Here is a 17,422-nt window from a genome sequence, read left to right on the forward strand (position 1 = left end):
CATGGCAGATTACCAGGGTAAAAAAGTCGTCATTATCGGTCTGGGCCTGACCGGGCTTTCGTGCGTGGAGTTCTTCCGCGCGCGTGGCGTTACGCCGAAAGTGATGGATACCCGCGTTTCGCCCCCCGGCCTGGATAAGCTGCCGGAAGAGGTGGAGTGCCACCTGGGCGGCCTGAATGATGACTGGCTGCTGGCTGCGGATACGATCGTGGCAAGCCCTGGTATCGCGCTGGCGCATCCGTCGCTGAGCGCCGCCGCCGACGCAGGGGTAGAGATCGTTGGCGATATCGAGCTTTTTTGTCGTGAGGCGCAGGCGCCGATCGTGGCGATCACCGGTTCAAACGGTAAAAGCACGGTGACGACGCTGGTCGGCGAGATGGCAAAATCAGCGGGCGTCAACGTTGGGGTGGGCGGCAATATCGGCCTGCCTGCGCTGATGCTGCTGGAATCTGCCTGCGAGCTCTATGTGCTTGAGCTCTCCAGCTTCCAGCTGGAAACCACCTCCAGCCTGCGCGCGGCAGCGGCGACCATTCTCAACGTCACCGAAGATCATATGGACCGCTATCCGTTTGGCCTGCAGCAGTATCGCGCCGCCAAACTGCGCGTTTATGAACATGCCAACGTGTGCGTCGTTAACGCTGATGATGCGTTAACCATGCCGGTACGCGGCGCCGATGAACGCTGCGTCAGCTTCGGCGTGGACGTGGGGGATTATCACCTTAACCGCCAGCAGGGTGAAACCTGGCTGCGGGTGAGGGGCGAAAAGGTGCTGGATGTGAAAGAGATGCGCCTTTCCGGTCAGCATAATTACACCAACGCGCTGGCCGCGCTGGCGCTGGCTGATGCGGTGGGCTTGCCCCGCGCCAGCAGCCTGAAAGCGTTGACCACCTTTACCGGGCTGGCGCACCGTTTTCAGCTGGCCTGGGAGCACAACGGCGTTCGCTGGATCAACGACTCGAAAGCCACCAATGTCGGCAGCACCGAAGCGGCGCTGAACGGGCTGCATGTTGACGGCACGCTGCATCTGCTGCTGGGCGGCGACGGTAAATCCGCCGACTTTACCCCGTTAAAACGCTATCTCGAAGGGGAGAACATCCGCCTTTACTGTTTTGGCCGCGACGGGGCTGAGCTGGCTGCGCTACGCCCGGATATCGCCGAGCAAACAGAGACCATGGAAGAGGCGATGCGCCTTATCGCGCCGCGCGTTAAGCCCGGCGACATGGTGCTGCTTTCCCCCGCCTGCGCGAGCCTCGACCAGTTTAAAAACTTCGAACAGCGTGGCGATCACTTTACGCGCCTGGCGCAGGAGCTGGGCTGATGCGTTTAACTCTCCCTCGCCTGAGAATGCCGCGCCTGCCAGGATTTGGCATCCTGGGCTGGCTGTTTGGCGCGCTTAAAGGCTGGGTTATGGCCTCGCGTCCCAAGGACGACGATAGCCTGGTTATGTATGACCGCACGCTGCTCTGGCTGACGCTGGGGCTGGCAGCCATCGGTTTTATTATGGTGACATCGGCCTCAATGCCCGTGGGGCAGCGCCTGACCGACGATCCCTTTTTCTTCGCCAAGCGTCACGCGCTCTATCTGTTCCTGGCGTTTTGCTTTGGCATGGTGACGCTGCGTCTGCCGATGGATTTCTGGCAGCGCTACAGCTCGGCGATGCTGATCTCGGCTATCGTCATGCTGCTGGTGGTGCTGCTGGTCGGCAGCTCGATTAACGGGGCGTCGCGCTGGATTGACTTAGGAATTATGCGCTTCCAGCCGGCGGAGTTTACTAAGCTTTCGCTCTTCTGTTATCTGGCGAACTACCTGGTGCGCAAGGTGGATGAGGTGCGCAATAACCTGCGCGGCTTCTTAAAGCCGATGGGCGTAATTCTGGTGCTCGCCGTGCTGCTGCTGGCGCAGCCGGACCTGGGTACTGTGGTGGTGCTCTTTATCACTACGCTGGCGATGTTGTTCCTGGCAGGCGCCAAGCTGTGGCAGTTCATCGCCATCATCGGGATGGGGATTTCAGCGGTAATCCTGCTGATTCTGGCGGAACCGTACCGTATTCGCCGCGTAACCTCGTTCTGGAACCCGTGGGACGATCCGTTCGGCAGCGGCTACCAGCTTACCCAGTCGCTGATGGCCTTCGGGCGAGGCGAGCTTTGGGGGCAGGGGCTGGGCAACTCGGTACAAAAACTGGAGTATCTGCCCGAAGCGCACACTGACTTTATCTTCGCCATTATCGGAGAGGAACTGGGTTATATCGGTGTGGTATTAGCGCTTTTAATGGTATTCTTCGTCGCTTTCCGCGCGATGTCTATCGGGCGTAAAGCGCTGGAAATCGACCACCGTTTCTCCGGGTTTCTGGCCTGCTCTATTGGTATCTGGTTTAGTTTCCAGGCACTGGTCAACGTTGGTGCCGCGGCAGGTATGTTGCCCACTAAAGGGCTGACGCTGCCGCTAATCAGTTACGGTGGTTCCAGCTTATTAATTATGTCGACAGCCATCATGCTGTTATTGCGTATTGATTATGAAACGCGTCTGGAAAAGGCGCAGGCGTTCACACGAGGGTCACGATGAGCGGTCAACCGAAGCGGTTAATGGTGATGGCGGGCGGCACCGGCGGGCATGTTTTCCCGGGGCTGGCGGTCGCGCACCATTTGATGGAGCAGGGCTGGCAGGTACGCTGGCTTGGAACCGCCGATCGTATGGAGGCCGACCTCGTGCCGAAACACGGTATCGAGATCGATTTTATTCGTATCTCCGGGCTGCGCGGCAAAGGCGCAAAAGCGCTGCTGCTCGCCCCGCTGCGTATCTTCAACGCCTGGCGGCAGGCGCGCGCCATTATGAAGCGGTTCAAACCCGACGTGGTGCTGGGAATGGGCGGATATGTCTCCGGCCCGGGCGGGCTGGCGGCGTGGTCGCTGGGTATCCCGGTGGTGCTGCATGAACAAAACGGGATTGCCGGGCTGACCAACAAATGGCTGGCGAAGATTGCCACCACGGTAATGCAGGCTTTCCCAGGCGCTTTCCCGAAAGCAGAAGTTGTCGGCAACCCGGTGCGTACCGATGTGCTGGCGCTGCCGCTGCCGCAGCAGCGTCTGCCGGGCCGCGAAGGGCCGGTGCGGGTGCTGGTCGTGGGCGGCTCGCAGGGCGCGCGCGTGCTCAACCAGACGATGCCGCAGGTGGCGGCGATGCTGGGCGACCGCGTGACCATCTGGCACCAGAGCGGCAAAGGCGCGCAGCAGGCGGTGGAGCAGGCTTATGCCGACGCCGGGCAGCCGCAGCATAAAGTGACCGAGTTTATTGACGACATGGCGCAGGCTTACGCGTGGGCGGATGTTGTAGTGTGCCGTTCCGGCGCGCTGACGGTGAGCGAAATCGCCGCGGCCGGGCTGCCCGCGCTGTTTGTGCCTTTCCAGCACAAAGACCGCCAGCAGTACTGGAACGCGCTGCCGCTGGAGAAAGCCGGCGCGGCGAAAATCCTGGAGCAGCCGCAGTTTACCGCCGAGGCGGCAGCGCAGACGCTGGCTGGCTGGGATCGCAAAGCATTACTGGAAATGGCCGAGCGCGCACGCGCCGCAGCCATTCCCGACGCCACCGAGCGGGTGGCAAATGAAGTAAGCCTTGCAGCAAAGGCTTAATCCTGGCGACGCCTTTTTGCGTCGCGCGAATTTTGAAGTGGTAGATGGCGTTTAGAGAATGAATACACAACAACTGGCGAAACTGCGTTCAATCGTGCCCGAGATGCGTCGCGTCCGGCACATTCACTTTGTCGGCATCGGCGGTGCTGGCATGGGCGGTATTGCCGAAGTGCTGGCGAACGAAGGTTATCAGATTAGCGGCTCCGACCTGGCGCCGAACCCGGTTACGCAGCAGCTGACCTCGCTGGGCGCAACCATCTATTTTAACCATCGCCCGGAAAACGTCAGTGATGCCAGCGTTGTGGTCGTCTCCAGCGCCATTGCCGAAGATAACCCGGAAATTGTGGCCGCGAATGAAGCGCGCATTCCGGTTATCCGCCGCGCCGAGATGCTGGCGGAACTGATGCGCTTTCGTCATGGTATCGCCATAGCCGGGACCCACGGTAAAACGACGACTACCGCGATGGTTGCCAGTATCTATGCGGAAGGCGGTCTGGATCCGACCTTTGTTAACGGCGGACTGGTTAAAGCCGCTGGGGTGCATGCGCGCCTGGGCCATAGCCGCTATCTGATTGCGGAAGCTGACGAGAGCGACGCGTCGTTCCTCCACCTGCAGCCGATGGTAGCGATTGTGACCAACATCGAAGCCGACCATATGGACACCTACCATGGCGATTTCGAAAACCTGAAAACGACGTTTATTAACTTCCTGCACAACCTGCCGTTCTATGGCCGTGCGGTGATGTGCGTGGACGACCCGGTTATTCGCGAGCTGCTGCCGCGCGTGGGCCGCCAGATCACCACCTATGGCTTTAGCGAAGAGGCTGATGTGCGGGTCGAAAACTATCAGCAAAAAGGCGCGCAGGGGCACTTTAACCTGGTGCGTCAGGATAAGCCGGACCTGCAGGTCACCCTCAACGCGCCGGGCCGTCATAACGCGCTGAACGCGGCGGCGGCAGTGGCTGTCGCCACCGAAGAGGGGATCGACGACGAAGATATTCTGCGCGCGCTGGAGAACTTCCAGGGCACCGGGCGGCGGTTTGATTTCCTCGGCGAGTTCCCGCTGAATGAGGTTAACGGCAAAGCGGGCTCCGCTATGCTGGTGGATGATTACGGCCACCACCCGACGGAAGTTGACGCCACCATCAAAGCCGCCCGTGCGGGCTGGCCGGATAAAAACCTGGTGATGGTGTTTCAGCCGCATCGCTTTACCCGTACCCGCGATCTCTATGACGACTTCGCTAACGTTTTAACGCAGGTAGACGCCCTGCTCATGCTGGATGTGTACTCCGCGGGCGAAACGCCGATTCCCGGGGCGGATAGCCGTTCGCTGTGCCGTACCATTCGCGGGCGCGGCAAGATTGATCCGATCCTGGTTTCCGACCCGGCGCAGACCGCAGCCATGCTGGCCCCGGTGCTGACCGGCAATGACCTGATTCTGGTTCAGGGGGCGGGCAATATCGGTAAAATCGCCCGTCATCTGGCAGAGGTGAAACTCAAACCGCAGGAGGAGGAGCGCCATGGCTGAAAAAGTTGCCGTTTTGCTGGGCGGCTTCTCCGCCGAGCGTGACGTGTCGCTAAACTCCGGCGCGGCGGTAGTGGCCGGGCTGCGGGAAGGGGGCATTGACGCGCATCCGGTCGATCCGCGTGAAACCGACGTGACGCGGCTCAAAGAGATGGGCTTCGTTAAAGTCTTTATCGCGCTGCACGGCCGGGGCGGTGAAGATGGCACGCTGCAAGGCTTGCTGGAGCTTATCGGCCTGCCCTATACCGGTAGCGGCGTGATGGCATCGGCGCTGTCGATGGATAAGTCACGCAGTAAATTACTGTGGCAGGCAGCCGGGCTGCCCGTCGCGCCCTGGGTGACGCTTGCGCGTAGCGAGTTTGAAAAAGGGCTCGATAGCAGCGTTATTCAACGCATTACGGAACTCGGGTTACCGGTTATCGTCAAACCGAACCGGGAAGGCTCCAGCGTGGGGATGTCGAAAGTAGAGGATTCTGCCGATTTGCCCGCGGCGTTAGCGCTTGCCTTTCAACATGATGATGAAATTTTGGTCGAAAAATGGCTCAGTGGCCCGGAATTCACCGTTGCGATGGTCGGAAAAGAAATTTTACCGTCAATTCGCATTCAGCCCGCTGGAACCTTCTATGATTATGAGGCGAAGTATCTCTCTGATGAGACGAAATATTTCTGCCCCGCAGGTCTGGAAGTCGACGAAGAAGCGCGTTTGCAAGCTCTGGTGCTAAAAGCCTGGCATGTACTCGGCTGCCGTGGTTGGGGTCGCATTGACGCCATGCGCGATAGCGACGGTCAATTTTATCTGTTGGAAGCGAATACTGCACCGGGAATGACCAGTCATAGCCTGGTGCCAATGGCGGCGCGCCAGGCGGGAATGACTTTCTCCCAGCTGGTCGTGCGAATTCTGGAACTGGCGGAGTGATATGTCTCAGGCTGCGCTGAACACGCGAAACCGCGATGTCGAGGAGAATACCCCCTCCCGTCGCAATAATGGAACGCGCCTTGCAGGCATTATCTTCCTGCTGGCGGTGTTGTGTACCGTGTTGGCGAGCGGCTGGGTTGTTCTGGGCTGGATGGAAGATGCGCAACGGTTGCCGTTGTCGAGGCTGGTGGTTACCGGCGAAAGGCATTACACCCGCAACGATGATATTCGCCAGTCCATACTGGCGTTGGGCGCACCCGGCACGTTTATGACGCAGGACGTCAACATTATTCAGAGTCAGATTGAAAGGCTACCCTGGATAAAACAGGCAAGCGTCAGAAAGCAATGGCCTGATGAATTGAAGATTCATCTGGTTGAATATGTGCCGATAGCGCGGTGGAATGATCAGCATATGGTAGATACGGACGGTAATTCGTTCAGCGTACCGGCCGATCGTACCAGCAAACAGGTTTTACCCATGCTGTACGGCCCGGAAGGGAGTGAAAACGAAGTTTTACAGGGCTACCGGGACATGGGTCAGGTGCTGGCGAAGGATAAATTCACGTTAAAAGAAGCAGCGATGACGGCCCGGCGTTCCTGGCAAATCACGCTGAATAACGATATCCGGCTCAATCTGGGGCGTGGCGATACCATGAAACGTCTCGCCCGCTTTATCGAGCTCTATCCCGTGCTGCAACAGCAGGCGCAGGTAGATGGCAAAGAGATAAGCTACGTGGATTTACGCTATGACTCCGGCGCGGCGGTTGGTTGGAAACCGGCCCCTGCTCAGGACCCTAATCAGCAACAGAATCAGGCACAGGCAGAGCAATAATGATCAAGGCGACGGACAGAAAACTGGTGGTTGGACTGGAGATCGGCACCGCGAAGGTGGCCGCTTTAGTAGGGGAAGTTCTGCCCGACGGCATGATCAACATCATTGGTGTGGGAAGCTGTCCGTCTCGTGGCATGGACAAAGGTGGCGTTAACGATCTGGAGTCGGTGGTGAAATGCGTACAGCGCGCCATCGATCAGGCCGAACTAATGGCCGATTGCCAGATCTCCTCGGTTTACCTGGCGCTGTCAGGCAAACACATCAGCTGCCAGAATGAAATTGGGATGGTGCCGATTTCAGAAGAAGAGGTGACGCAGGAAGATGTGGAGAATGTGGTCCACACGGCAAAATCTGTCCGTGTGCGTGATGAACACCGCGTTCTGCATGTTATTCCTCAGGAATACGCGATTGATTACCAGGAAGGCATCAAAAATCCTGTGGGTCTTTCCGGCGTACGTATGCAGGCGAAAGTACATTTGATCACCTGTCACAACGATATGGCAAAAAACATTGTCAAAGCCGTTGAACGATGTGGCCTGAAAGTTGACCAACTTATTTTCGCCGGTCTTGCGTCCAGTTATTCCGTATTGACGGAAGACGAACGTGAGCTGGGTGTCTGCGTTGTAGACGTCGGTGGTGGTACAATGGATATGGCGGTCTATACAGGCGGAGCGCTGCGCCATACCAAAGTGATCCCCTATGCCGGGAACGTGGTGACCAGCGATATCGCTTACGCCTTCGGTACGCCGCCCAGCGACGCCGAAGCCATTAAAGTACGTCACGGCTGCGCGCTCGGTTCGTTAGTGGGTAAAGACGAGAGCGTGGAAGTGCCAAGCGTGGGCGGACGTCCGCCGCGCAGTCTACAGCGTCAAACGCTGGCAGACGTGATTGAGCCGCGTTATACCGAGTTGCTCAATCTGGTAAATGATGAGATTTTGCAGTTACAGGAGCAGCTTCGTCAGCAGGGTGTGAAACATCATTTGGCGGCGGGGATTGTATTAACGGGCGGCGCGGCGCAGATTGAAGGTCTGGCTGCTTGCGCACAGCGTGTTTTCCATACGCAGGTGCGTATTGGCGCGCCGCTCAATATTACAGGCTTAACAGATTATGCCCAGGAGCCGTACTACTCAACGGCGGTGGGTTTGCTTCACTACGGTAAAGAAAGCCATTTAAGTGGTGAAGCGGAAGTGGAAAAACGCGCATCGGTCGGCTCGTGGTTTAAACGGATCAACAGCTGGCTGCGTAAAGAGTTTTAATTTTTTCAGAGATCGGGGCAAATTAGCGGTCTCAGGCGACAGGCACAAATCGGAGAGAAATTATGTTTGAACCTATGGAACTGACCAACGACGCGGTGATTAAAGTCATCGGCGTCGGCGGCGGCGGTGGTAATGCCGTTGAACACATGGTGCGTGAGCGCATCGAGGGTGTTGAATTCTTCGCGGTAAATACCGACGCCCAGGCGTTGCGTAAAACTGCGGTGGGTCAGACCATTCAGATCGGCGGCGGTATCACCAAAGGTCTGGGCGCCGGGGCAAACCCGGAAGTAGGTCGTAACGCGGCAGAAGAAGACCGCGAAGCGCTGCGTGCCGCGCTGGAAGGCGCAGATATGGTCTTTATCGCAGCCGGTATGGGCGGCGGCACCGGAACGGGTGCGGCGCCGGTGGTGGCTGAGGTAGCGAAAGATTTAGGTATCCTGACGGTTGCTGTAGTGACCAAGCCTTTCAACTTCGAAGGCAAAAAGCGTATGGCGTTCGCCGAGCAGGGTATCGCTGAACTGTCCAAGCATGTGGACTCACTGATCACTATCCCTAACGACAAACTGCTTAAAGTCCTCGGTCGCGGTATCTCTCTGCTGGATGCGTTTGGCGCAGCGAACGATGTACTGAAAGGCGCAGTGCAGGGTATCGCAGAACTGATTACCCGTCCGGGCCTGATGAACGTCGACTTTGCTGACGTGCGTACCGTGATGTCCGAAATGGGCTATGCGATGATGGGCTCTGGCGTGGCGAAGGGCGAAGATCGCGCGGAAGAAGCCGCAGAAATGGCTATCTCTTCTCCGCTGCTGGAAGATATCGATCTCTCCGGCGCGCGCGGCGTACTGGTCAACATTACGGCTGGCTTCGATCTGCGTCTGGATGAATTTGAGACCGTGGGTAACACCATTCGCGCATTCGCTTCCGATAACGCGACTGTGGTAATCGGTACCTCTCTGGACCCGGATATGAACGACGAACTGCGCGTGACCGTGGTGGCGACCGGTATCGGTATGGACAAGCGTCCGGAAATTACCCTCGTTACCAACAAACAGCAGCAGCAGCCGGTGATGGATCGTTATCAGCAGCACGGCATGGCGCCGATGCAGCAGGAGCAGAAGTCCGCTTCTAAAGTGGTTAACGACAACACGCCGCAGACCAAAGAGCCTGATTATCTGGATATTCCGGCGTTTTTACGTAAACAGGCTGACTAAGAATTGGCTGGAAGTTGGGCATCTGCGCTCTTTGTGCTAAACTGGCCCGCCGATTGTGTTGTACAATTCGGTTGGATGGGTAATTAGGCGAGATTATACGATGATCAAACAAAGGACACTTAAACGTATCGTTCAGGCGACTGGCGTCGGTTTACATACCGGCAAGAAAGTCACGCTGACGTTGCGCCCTGCGCCGGCCAATACCGGGGTCATCTATCGTCGCACTGACTTAAATCCACCGGTTGATTTCCCGGCTGATGCTAAATCTGTGCGTGATACAATGCTCTGTACTTGTCTGGTCAATGAGCATGACGTACGGATTTCAACCGTAGAGCACCTGAACGCTGCTCTGGCGGGTCTGGGCATCGACAACATTGTTGTCGAAGTCGACGCGCCAGAAATCCCGATTATGGATGGTAGCGCTGCGCCGTTCGTTTACCTCCTGCTTGATGCGGGCGTAGAAGAGCTGAGCAGCGCGAAGAAATTCGTGCGGATTAAAGAGACGGTGCGTGTTGAAGACGGCGATAAATGGGCAGAGTTCAGACCGTACAACGGTTTCTCTCTGGACTTTACCATCGACTTTAAACACCCTGCGATTGATGCCAGCAACCAGCGCTATGCCATGAACTTCTCAGCTGATGCGTTCATGCGCCAGATTAGCCGTGCGCGTACTTTCGGCTTCATGCGCGATATCGAATATCTGCAGTCTCGTGGCCTGTGCCTGGGCGGCAGCTTCGATTGTGCCATCGTTGTTGACGATTATCGCGTACTGAACGAAGACGGTCTGCGCTTCGAAGATGAATTTGTTCGCCACAAAATGCTGGATGCAATTGGCGACCTGTTCATGTGCGGTCACAACATTATTGGTGCATTTACCGCGTTTAAATCCGGTCATGCGCTGAATAACAAACTGCTGCAGGCGGTCCTGGCTAAACAGGAAGCCTGGGAGTACGTGACCTTCGAAGACGAGGCGGAACTGCCGCTGGCCTTCAAAGCGCCTTCAACGGTTCTGGCGTAATAGCTGTCTGAATAAGACATAAAGTCGACTGGTTCGCCTGGCACTCTCTCTCCTGCCAGGATAACCGGTCGATTTTTTTATGCCTGTCTGCGCAGAACGGCGGATTTTCTCCACGTTCAGCGCGATTGCTCTTTTCGTAGCCAAATTAGCCCCTGTCAGGCCGTATTATCGCTGCCGACCTGGCGCATTAATGGTAATATCTTTGCACAAAACAGACGTGCAAAAGCACGAACGGAGCAGTAATCATTTTTCTGGTGGAGTAAGTGAGCGGAATACTGACGCGCTGGCGACAACTGGGCAGACGCTACTTCTGGCCGCATCTCTTGTTAGGGATGGTCGCGGCAGGTTTTGGCTTGCCTGCGCTCGCCAACAACAATCACACCGAACCCGCTAAGGCTGCTACCCGCAATCATGACGACAGCGGGTCAGTTAACTTCACCAATTTCGCGCTGCTTGAAGGGTCGCGTCGGCCAAATTACACCGTTGATTACTGGCATCAGCATGCCATCCGCACGGTGATTCGCCATCTCTCTTTTGCAATGGCGCCGCAGGCACTGCCCGTGGTGGAAGATCCGTTGCCGCTGCACGCTCATCATCTTGCGCTACTGGATACGCTTAGCGCATTGCTGACTCAGGAGCGACGTCCGGTGCCGGTTGTGCGTCAGGCGCTTCATTCCGATTTTCCTTCCCATACCGCGTTTAGCGTCCTTGCCTGGGTAAGCCAGGTGCAGGGTATCCGCGCGGGACCTCAACGCCTTAGCTGAACAGAAAAACCTTCAACTAATTTTTTGACTCCGCGGAGCGGGGCGTTTGAGATTTTATTATGCTAATTAAACTGTTAACAAAAGTATTCGGTAGTCGTAACGATCGTACGTTGCGTCGTATGCGTAAAGCGGTAGGTATCATCAATGCGATGGAACCGGCAATGGAAAAGCTGTCTGACGATGAGCTGAAAGCCAAAACCGGAGAGTTCCGCGCGCGCCTGGAAAAAGGCGAGACGGTAGAAAGCCTGATTCCGGAAGCCTTTGCCGTTGTTCGCGAGGCGAGTAAGCGCGTCTTCGGTATGCGTCACTTCGACGTGCAGCTGCTGGGCGGCATGGTGCTTAACGACCGCTGCATCGCGGAAATGCGTACTGGTGAAGGTAAAACCCTGACGGCGACCCTGCCGGCTTACCTGAACGCGTTAAGCGGCAAGGGCGTCCACGTGGTGACCGTCAACGACTATCTGGCCCAGCGCGATGCTGAAAATAACCGTCCGCTGTTTGAATTCCTCGGCATGACCGTCGGCATTAACCTGCCGGGTATGCCTGCGCCAGCGAAACGTGAAGCCTATGCCGCTGATATTACCTACGGCACCAACAACGAATACGGCTTTGACTACCTGCGTGACAATATGGCTTTCAGCCCGGAAGAGCGCGTTCAGCGTAAACTGCATTACGCGCTGGTGGATGAGGTGGACTCCATCCTCATTGATGAAGCCCGTACGCCGCTTATCATCTCCGGCCCGGCGGAAGACAGCTCTGAGCTGTACCGCAAAGTGAATAAAATCATCCCGCACCTGGTGCGTCAGGAAAAAGAAGACTCTGACACCTTCCAGGGCGAGGGGCACTTCTCCGTTGATGAGAAAGCGCGCCAGGTGAACCTTACCGAACGGGGTCTGGTGCTGATCGAAGAGCTGCTGGTGAACGAAGGCATGATGGAAGAGGGCGAGTCGCTGTACTCCCCAGCCAACATTATGCTGATGCACCATGTTACCGCCGCTCTGCGCGCCCATGCGCTGTTCACCCGCGATGTTGACTACATCGTTAAAGACGGTGAAGTTATCATCGTCGACGAGCACACCGGCCGTACTATGCAGGGGCGTCGCTGGTCTGACGGCCTGCATCAGGCTGTCGAAGCGAAGGAAGGGGTGGACATTCAGAATGAAAACCAGACCCTGGCTTCCATTACCTTCCAGAACTACTTCCGTCTTTACGAGAAGCTGGCGGGTATGACCGGTACGGCAGATACCGAAGCCTTCGAATTCAGCTCCATCTATAAGCTGGATACCGTGGTGGTGCCGACTAACCGTCCGATGATCCGTAAGGATATGCCGGATCTGGTCTACATGACCGAAGCGGAAAAAATTCAGGCCATCATTGAAGATATCAAAGAGCGTACCGCGAAGGGCCAGCCGGTGCTGGTGGGGACGATTTCCATTGAAAAATCGGAAGTGGTCTCCAACGAGCTGACCAAAGCCGGCATCAAGCATAACGTGCTGAACGCGAAATTCCACGCCAACGAAGCGGGGATCGTTGCCCAGGCGGGGTATCCGGCTGCCGTGACCATCGCCACCAACATGGCGGGCCGTGGTACCGATATTATGCTGGGCGGTAGCTGGCAGGCGGAAGTTGCCGCGCTGGACAACCCGACCCCGGAACAGATTGCGCAGATCAAGGCCGACTGGCAGGTGCGTCATGATGCGGTTCTGGCGGCGGGCGGTCTGCATATCATTGGTACTGAGCGTCACGAATCGCGTCGTATCGATAACCAGCTGCGCGGCCGTTCCGGTCGTCAGGGCGATGCGGGTTCCTCCCGTTTCTACCTCTCTATGGAAGATGCGCTGATGCGTATTTTCGCCTCCGATCGCGTCTCCGGCATGATGCGCAAGCTGGGCATGAAGCCGGGCGAGGCTATCGAGCACCCGTGGGTTACTAAAGCTATCGCGAACGCGCAGCGTAAAGTTGAAAGCCGCAACTTCGATATTCGTAAGCAGCTGCTGGAATACGATGACGTGGCCAACGATCAGCGTCGCGCCATCTACACCCAGCGTAATGAGCTGCTGGATGTTTCCGACGTGAGCGAAACCATCAACAGCATCCGCGAGGACGTCTTCAAAGCCACCATCGATGCGCATATTCCGCCGCAGTCGCTGGAAGAGATGTGGGATGTCCCGGGCCTTGAGGAGCGTCTGAAAACGGATTTCGATCTCGACCTGCCTATTGCCCAGTGGCTGGACAAAGAGCCGGAGCTGCATGAAGAGACGCTGCGCGAACGTATCCTTGCTCAGGCTGTAGAAGTCTACAAGCGTAAAGAGGAAGTCGTTGGCGCGGAAATGATGCGTCACTTCGAGAAAGGCGTCATGCTGCAAACCCTGGATTCGCTGTGGAAAGAGCACCTGGCGGCAATGGACTACCTGCGTCAGGGTATCCATCTGCGCGGCTACGCGCAGAAAGATCCGAAACAGGAGTACAAACGCGAGTCCTTCTCTATGTTTGCCGCTATGCTTGAATCGCTGAAATATGAAGTGATCAGCACGCTGAGCAAGGTTCAGGTGCGCATGCCGGAAGAGGTGGAAGCGATGGAGCAGCAGCGCCGCGAAGAGGCTGAACGCCTGGCGCAGATGCAGCAGCTCAGCCATAGCGACGACGATGCGCAGGCGGCTGAAGCGCTGGCCGCGCAAACCGGCGAGCGTAAAATCGGCCGCAACGATCCGTGCCCTTGCGGGTCCGGTAAAAAATATAAACAGTGCCATGGCCGTCTGAGCTAACAGCCAGCATACCTGTTGCCCGCGTAACGTTCAGCGGGCATTACAAGGTGACGAAAGAGCGACGTAATGACGGTAGCCCGGATAAGGCGTTTCGCCGCATCCGGGAGTCCTGGCTGCGTTGACGCTTACCCGGGCTACGCCGTTCCATGAATTCCTGTTGGCTTTGTCAGCAGTCTGAGGCGCAGACATCTGCGCCTTTTTTATGGAGTAACGCTAATGAAAGTGCTGAACATCGCTGCCGGAATTATTCGCAATCCTCAGGGGGAGATCTTTATCACCCGCCGCGCTGCTGACGCCCACATGGCCAACAAGTGGGAGTTTCCCGGCGGCAAGATTGAAGAGGGTGAAACGCCTGAGCAGGCGCTGGTTCGTGAACTGGAGGAGGAGGTTGGCATTACCGTGCGCGATGCTACCCTGTTCGATAAGCTGGAATACCGCTTCCCGGATCGCCACATTACGCTCTGGTTTTATCTTGTCGAGGCGTGGCAGGGGGAGCCGTGGGGCAAAGAGGGGCAGCCTGGACAATGGCTCCACCACTCTCAGCTGGAGGCGGAAGCGTTTCCCCCCGCGAACGAACCGGTTATCAGCAAACTCAAACAGCCTCTCTCTTAGCGTTAAGCAGCGTGCCGGATGGCGTAACCCCTGCCATCCGGCGACCAGCCTATTTTTGTTCTTCACTCCAGTCGTCGCTGTCGGACATATCGCCAGCGCTGGGGATTCGTTTTTCCTCCGCCGCCCATTCGCCCAGATCTATCAGCTGGCAGCGTTTTGAACAAAAAGGACGATACGGGCTTGCCTCGCTCCAGAGGACTTTTTTACTGCAGGTGGGGCAGTTTACCCAGGTGGCTTCTGACATTTTTACTCCTTAACAGCAGGCCAGTTCGAAATCCAGACGCTCAGGCACCGTGCCATGCTCGCTGTCGAGCGGCAGGAAGCGAATGGCGAAACGGCTTTTATGCCCGGAAATTTGCGGATAAAGCTGGCTGTGCAGATCCAGATGCAGGCGAATAAGATCGGCATCCTCGCCGTTATCCTGGTAAAAGCCATTCAGGCTGGTCTGTTTGCGAAACGGCGCGGCATTGCGAATTAAATCGAGAATGAGCGTCAGCGTGTTGATCAGTGGCGCGAGGCTTTCCAGCCAGGTATTGACCTGTTCATCGCGCTGCAGCTGCGGTAAATGCAGCCAGACATGCAGGGTAGGAAGATCGAAGCTGCAGCACCCCCCTGGAATACTCAGGCGCTGACGCACAAGGCCAATCAGCCTGTCTTCCCGCAGCAGTTGACCAATGCGAGGCGCGTTTATCAGCTTGGCGCCGGTCTCTTTAAGCTGATTGCGGAGCGCTTCAATACGGTTTTCATCCACCCCCGGCACCTCAGCCCAGGCTTTCAGCTTGCGCTGCTGGCGCTCAAGCTCTTTTAACAGTTCTGTACGTATGTCTCCACGCTCGAATACATCCAGCAGTTCACCGGCGTTGCGAAAGAAATGCAGCGCGTCGGCATGATCGTTAATCGGCAGGCGGACCGTGAGCTGCTGGAGCAAAAATTCAATGCGCAACCAGGTGCGCATTTTTTCGTTAAGCGGGTGTTCAAATAGGACCTGGGTCTGCATTAGCGAGTTTCCTGTGATACAGCCTGCGAGGCGTAGCCCAAATAGGCCGCATGCAGGCGGGCAACATCCGATGCAATCGCATCTGGTGCGCCATTATTGTCAATAACATCATCCGCGACGGCTAAACGCGCTTCGCGTGTGGCCTGCGCGGCAAGAATATGTTCAGCGCTATCGCGACTGACGCCGTCACGCTGCATGGTTCGCAGGATTTGCGTCTCCGGGGAGACATCAATGACCAGCACGCGGTCGGCTTTACTCTGTAGCTGGTTTTCTACCAGCAGCGGCACGACCCACAGCACATAAGGCGAGGTGGCCGCGGCAATCTGACGCTGGGTTTGCTGATGAATAAGCGGGTGGAGCAGGCCGTTAAGCCAGCTTTTCTCTGATGGAGAAGCAAAGATGCGCTCACGCAGCAGGCGGCGGTTTAATGCTCCTTCTGGCGTGATTATCTCTGCGCCAAAATGTTCAGCAATGGCGCTGAGCGCAGCTGTCCCCGGTTCAACCACCTGACGGGCGATAATATCCGCATCCACGACATCAATACCTAAACGGGCGAACGCATCCGCAACCGTACTTTTGCCGCTACCAATGCCGCCGGTTAACGCGACCGTATACCCCATAACGCCTGATCTCAAAAAGTCGGTAATAAAAAATCATAGTCTATGCGATTTTTCTTTTCCCGGTTTGCAAGAATCGTGACGTCCGTAAGCGAAACGCAGGAAAAGGCGCGTATACCCGTCATAGCGATTGATTCAGGGTAAATATTTATATGCTGTATCAATAGGTTGTATTTTATCCGCGCAAGGCGACAGAAATAACCGTTTAGCAGGGCTGTGCACCAGGTAAATTTCTGGGATTGTAACGTAAAAAAAGAGAATTTCGCAGTCTTGCGGAGTCCTGATTAGTGCGTATGATAGCGTCACTGGAGTTGTGTGTTTGCAAGTCTGCGTTGTTCGCCATTAACCCCAGGAATCCGTACATGCGTATCGAAGAAGATCTGAAATTAGGCTTTAAAGACGTTCTTATCCGCCCTAAACGCTCTACCCTCAAAAGTCGTTCCGACGTAGAACTCGAACGTCAATTCACCTTTAAACACTCTGGTCAGACATGGTCTGGCGTGCCGATTATCGCTGCGAATATGGACACGGTTGGAACGTTTGGCATGGCGAAAGCGCTGGCTGAGTTCGACATCCTGACGGCGGTCCATAAACATTACAGCGTAGAAGAGTGGAAGGGCTTTATCGGCTCCGTGTCCGCTGAGGTTCTAAGCCATGTCATGGTCTCTACCGGCACCTCCGACACCGATTTCGAAAAAACGAAGCAGATTCTGGCCATTAGCGATCGGCTGAATTTCATTTGTATCGACGTGGCGAATGGTTACTCCGAACACTTCGTACAGTTTGTCGCTAAAGCGCGCGAAGCCTGGCCGGACAAAACGATCTGCGCGGGCAATGTCGTGACCGGCGAAATGTGCGAAGAGCTGATTCTGGCTGGCGCAGATATCGTTAAGGTCGGTATCGGTCCGGGCTCCGTTTGCACCACACGTGTGAAAACCGGCGTGGGCTACCCGCAGCTTTCCGCCGTTATCGAGTGTGCGGATGCTGCACACGGCCTGGGTGGGCAAATCGTCAGCGATGGCGGCTGCACCGTACCGGGCGACGTGGCAAAAGCGTTCGGCGGCGGCGCGGATTTCGTTATGCTGGGCGGTATGCTGGCAGGTCACGAAGAGAGCGGCGGAACCGTGGTGGAAGAGAACGGCGAGAAGTTTATGCTGTTCTACGGCATGAGCTCCGAGTCAGCCATGACCCGTCATGTTGGCGGCGTTGCGCAGTACCGTGCCGCAGAAGGTAAAACCGTTAAGCTGCCGCTGCGCGGGCCGGTGGAAAACACCGCGCGCGAT

At 56.7% G+C, this 17,422-nt stretch carries 16 protein-coding genes; 13 read left to right on the forward strand and 3 right to left on the reverse strand.

What is annotated here, in order from left to right; translation table 11 throughout:
• The first annotated feature begins 1 nt into the window (after position 1).
• The 12 genes from murD (at position 2) to mutT (ending at position 14,525) form a co-directional block, all read left to right on the forward strand.
• Positions 2 to 1,318 (forward strand): UDP-N-acetylmuramoyl-L-alanine--D-glutamate ligase, encoded by a 1,317-nt coding sequence (gene murD, locus ENTHG_RS16875; protein ID WP_044182220.1) that lies wholly within the window; start codon positions 2 to 4, stop codon positions 1,316 to 1,318.
• On the forward strand, positions 1,318 to 2,562 hold the full coding sequence (gene ftsW / locus ENTHG_RS16880) for a cell division protein FtsW (protein ID WP_044182223.1): 1,245 nt from the start codon (positions 1,318 to 1,320) through the stop codon (positions 2,560 to 2,562). The genes murD and ftsW overlap by 1 nt, the downstream gene beginning before the upstream one ends.
• On the forward strand, positions 2,559 to 3,626 hold the full coding sequence (gene murG, locus ENTHG_RS16885; protein ID WP_044182225.1) for an undecaprenyldiphospho-muramoylpentapeptide beta-N-acetylglucosaminyltransferase: 1,068 nt from the start codon (positions 2,559 to 2,561) through the stop codon (positions 3,624 to 3,626). The genes ftsW and murG overlap by 4 nt, the downstream gene beginning before the upstream one ends.
• Before the next feature lie 58 nt (positions 3,627 to 3,684).
• Positions 3,685 to 5,154, forward strand: a complete 1,470-nt coding sequence (murC, locus tag ENTHG_RS16890; protein ID WP_044182228.1) for a UDP-N-acetylmuramate--L-alanine ligase — start codon at positions 3,685 to 3,687, stop codon at positions 5,152 to 5,154.
• Positions 5,147 to 6,067, forward strand: coding sequence for a D-alanine--D-alanine ligase (locus tag ENTHG_RS16895; protein WP_044182231.1), 921 nt, complete (start codon positions 5,147 to 5,149; stop codon positions 6,065 to 6,067). The genes murC and ENTHG_RS16895 overlap by 8 nt, the downstream gene beginning before the upstream one ends.
• Before the next feature lies 1 nt (position 6,068).
• Positions 6,069 to 6,899 carry a cell division protein FtsQ gene (gene ftsQ, locus ENTHG_RS16900; RefSeq protein WP_044182234.1) on the forward strand — a complete coding sequence of 277 codons (831 nt, stop codon included), beginning with the start codon at positions 6,069 to 6,071 and terminating at the stop codon, positions 6,897 to 6,899.
• The gene (gene ftsA, locus ENTHG_RS16905) at positions 6,899 to 8,155 is read left to right on the forward strand and encodes a cell division protein FtsA (RefSeq protein ID WP_044182238.1); all 1,257 of its coding nucleotides are present in this window, start codon (positions 6,899 to 6,901) and stop codon (positions 8,153 to 8,155) included. Before ftsQ ends, ftsA begins: the two co-directional genes overlap by 1 nt.
• Before the next feature lie 62 nt (positions 8,156 to 8,217).
• A complete protein-coding gene (gene ftsZ / locus ENTHG_RS16910) occupies positions 8,218 to 9,366 on the forward strand; it encodes a cell division protein FtsZ (protein ID WP_044182240.1) in 1,149 nt (382 codons plus the stop codon).
• Positions 9,367 to 9,466: 100 nt separating this feature from the next.
• On the forward strand, positions 9,467 to 10,384 hold the full coding sequence (lpxC, locus tag ENTHG_RS16915) for a UDP-3-O-acyl-N-acetylglucosamine deacetylase (protein ID WP_044182242.1): 918 nt from the start codon (positions 9,467 to 9,469) through the stop codon (positions 10,382 to 10,384).
• 263 nt (positions 10,385 to 10,647) lie between these two features.
• Complete coding sequence (gene secM / locus ENTHG_RS16920; RefSeq protein ID WP_044182245.1) at positions 10,648 to 11,148, forward strand: secA translation cis-regulator SecM; 501 nt, start codon at positions 10,648 to 10,650, stop codon at positions 11,146 to 11,148.
• 59 nt (positions 11,149 to 11,207) lie between these two features.
• Positions 11,208 to 13,913 carry a preprotein translocase subunit SecA gene (gene secA, locus ENTHG_RS16925; RefSeq protein ID WP_044182248.1) on the forward strand — a complete coding sequence of 902 codons (2,706 nt, stop codon included), beginning with the start codon at positions 11,208 to 11,210 and terminating at the stop codon, positions 13,911 to 13,913.
• A gap of 216 nt (positions 13,914 to 14,129) precedes the next feature.
• A complete protein-coding gene (gene mutT, locus ENTHG_RS16930; RefSeq protein ID WP_044182250.1) occupies positions 14,130 to 14,525 on the forward strand; it encodes an 8-oxo-dGTP diphosphatase MutT in 396 nt (131 codons plus the stop codon).
• A 49-nt stretch (positions 14,526 to 14,574) separates the two neighbouring features.
• Here the strand turns inward: mutT and yacG are convergent, their stop codons facing one another.
• From yacG to coaE, 3 genes are read right to left on the reverse strand one after another with little or no spacing between them, the layout of a single operon-like run.
• Positions 14,575 to 14,769 carry a DNA gyrase inhibitor YacG gene (yacG, locus tag ENTHG_RS16935; RefSeq protein WP_044182253.1) on the reverse strand — a complete coding sequence of 65 codons (195 nt, stop codon included), beginning with the start codon at positions 14,767 to 14,769 and terminating at the stop codon, positions 14,575 to 14,577.
• A 9-nt stretch (positions 14,770 to 14,778) separates the two neighbouring features.
• Positions 14,779 to 15,522, reverse strand: a complete 744-nt coding sequence (gene zapD, locus ENTHG_RS16940) for a cell division protein ZapD (RefSeq protein ID WP_044182256.1) — start codon at positions 15,520 to 15,522, stop codon at positions 14,779 to 14,781.
• Positions 15,522 to 16,142, reverse strand: coding sequence for a dephospho-CoA kinase (coaE, locus tag ENTHG_RS16945; protein ID WP_044182260.1), 621 nt, complete (start codon positions 16,140 to 16,142; stop codon positions 15,522 to 15,524). Before coaE ends, zapD begins: the two co-directional genes overlap by 1 nt.
• 359 nt (positions 16,143 to 16,501) lie before the next feature.
• Here coaE and ENTHG_RS16950 point away from each other — a divergent pair.
• On the forward strand, positions 16,502 to 17,422 hold a 921-nt coding region (locus ENTHG_RS16950; protein WP_044182264.1), incomplete at its 3' end, for a GMP reductase.

The sequence above is a fragment of the Phytobacter massiliensis JC163 genome (genome assembly GCF_000321045.1).
Lineage (GTDB): Bacteria > Pseudomonadota > Gammaproteobacteria > Enterobacterales > Enterobacteriaceae > Phytobacter_A > Phytobacter_A massiliensis.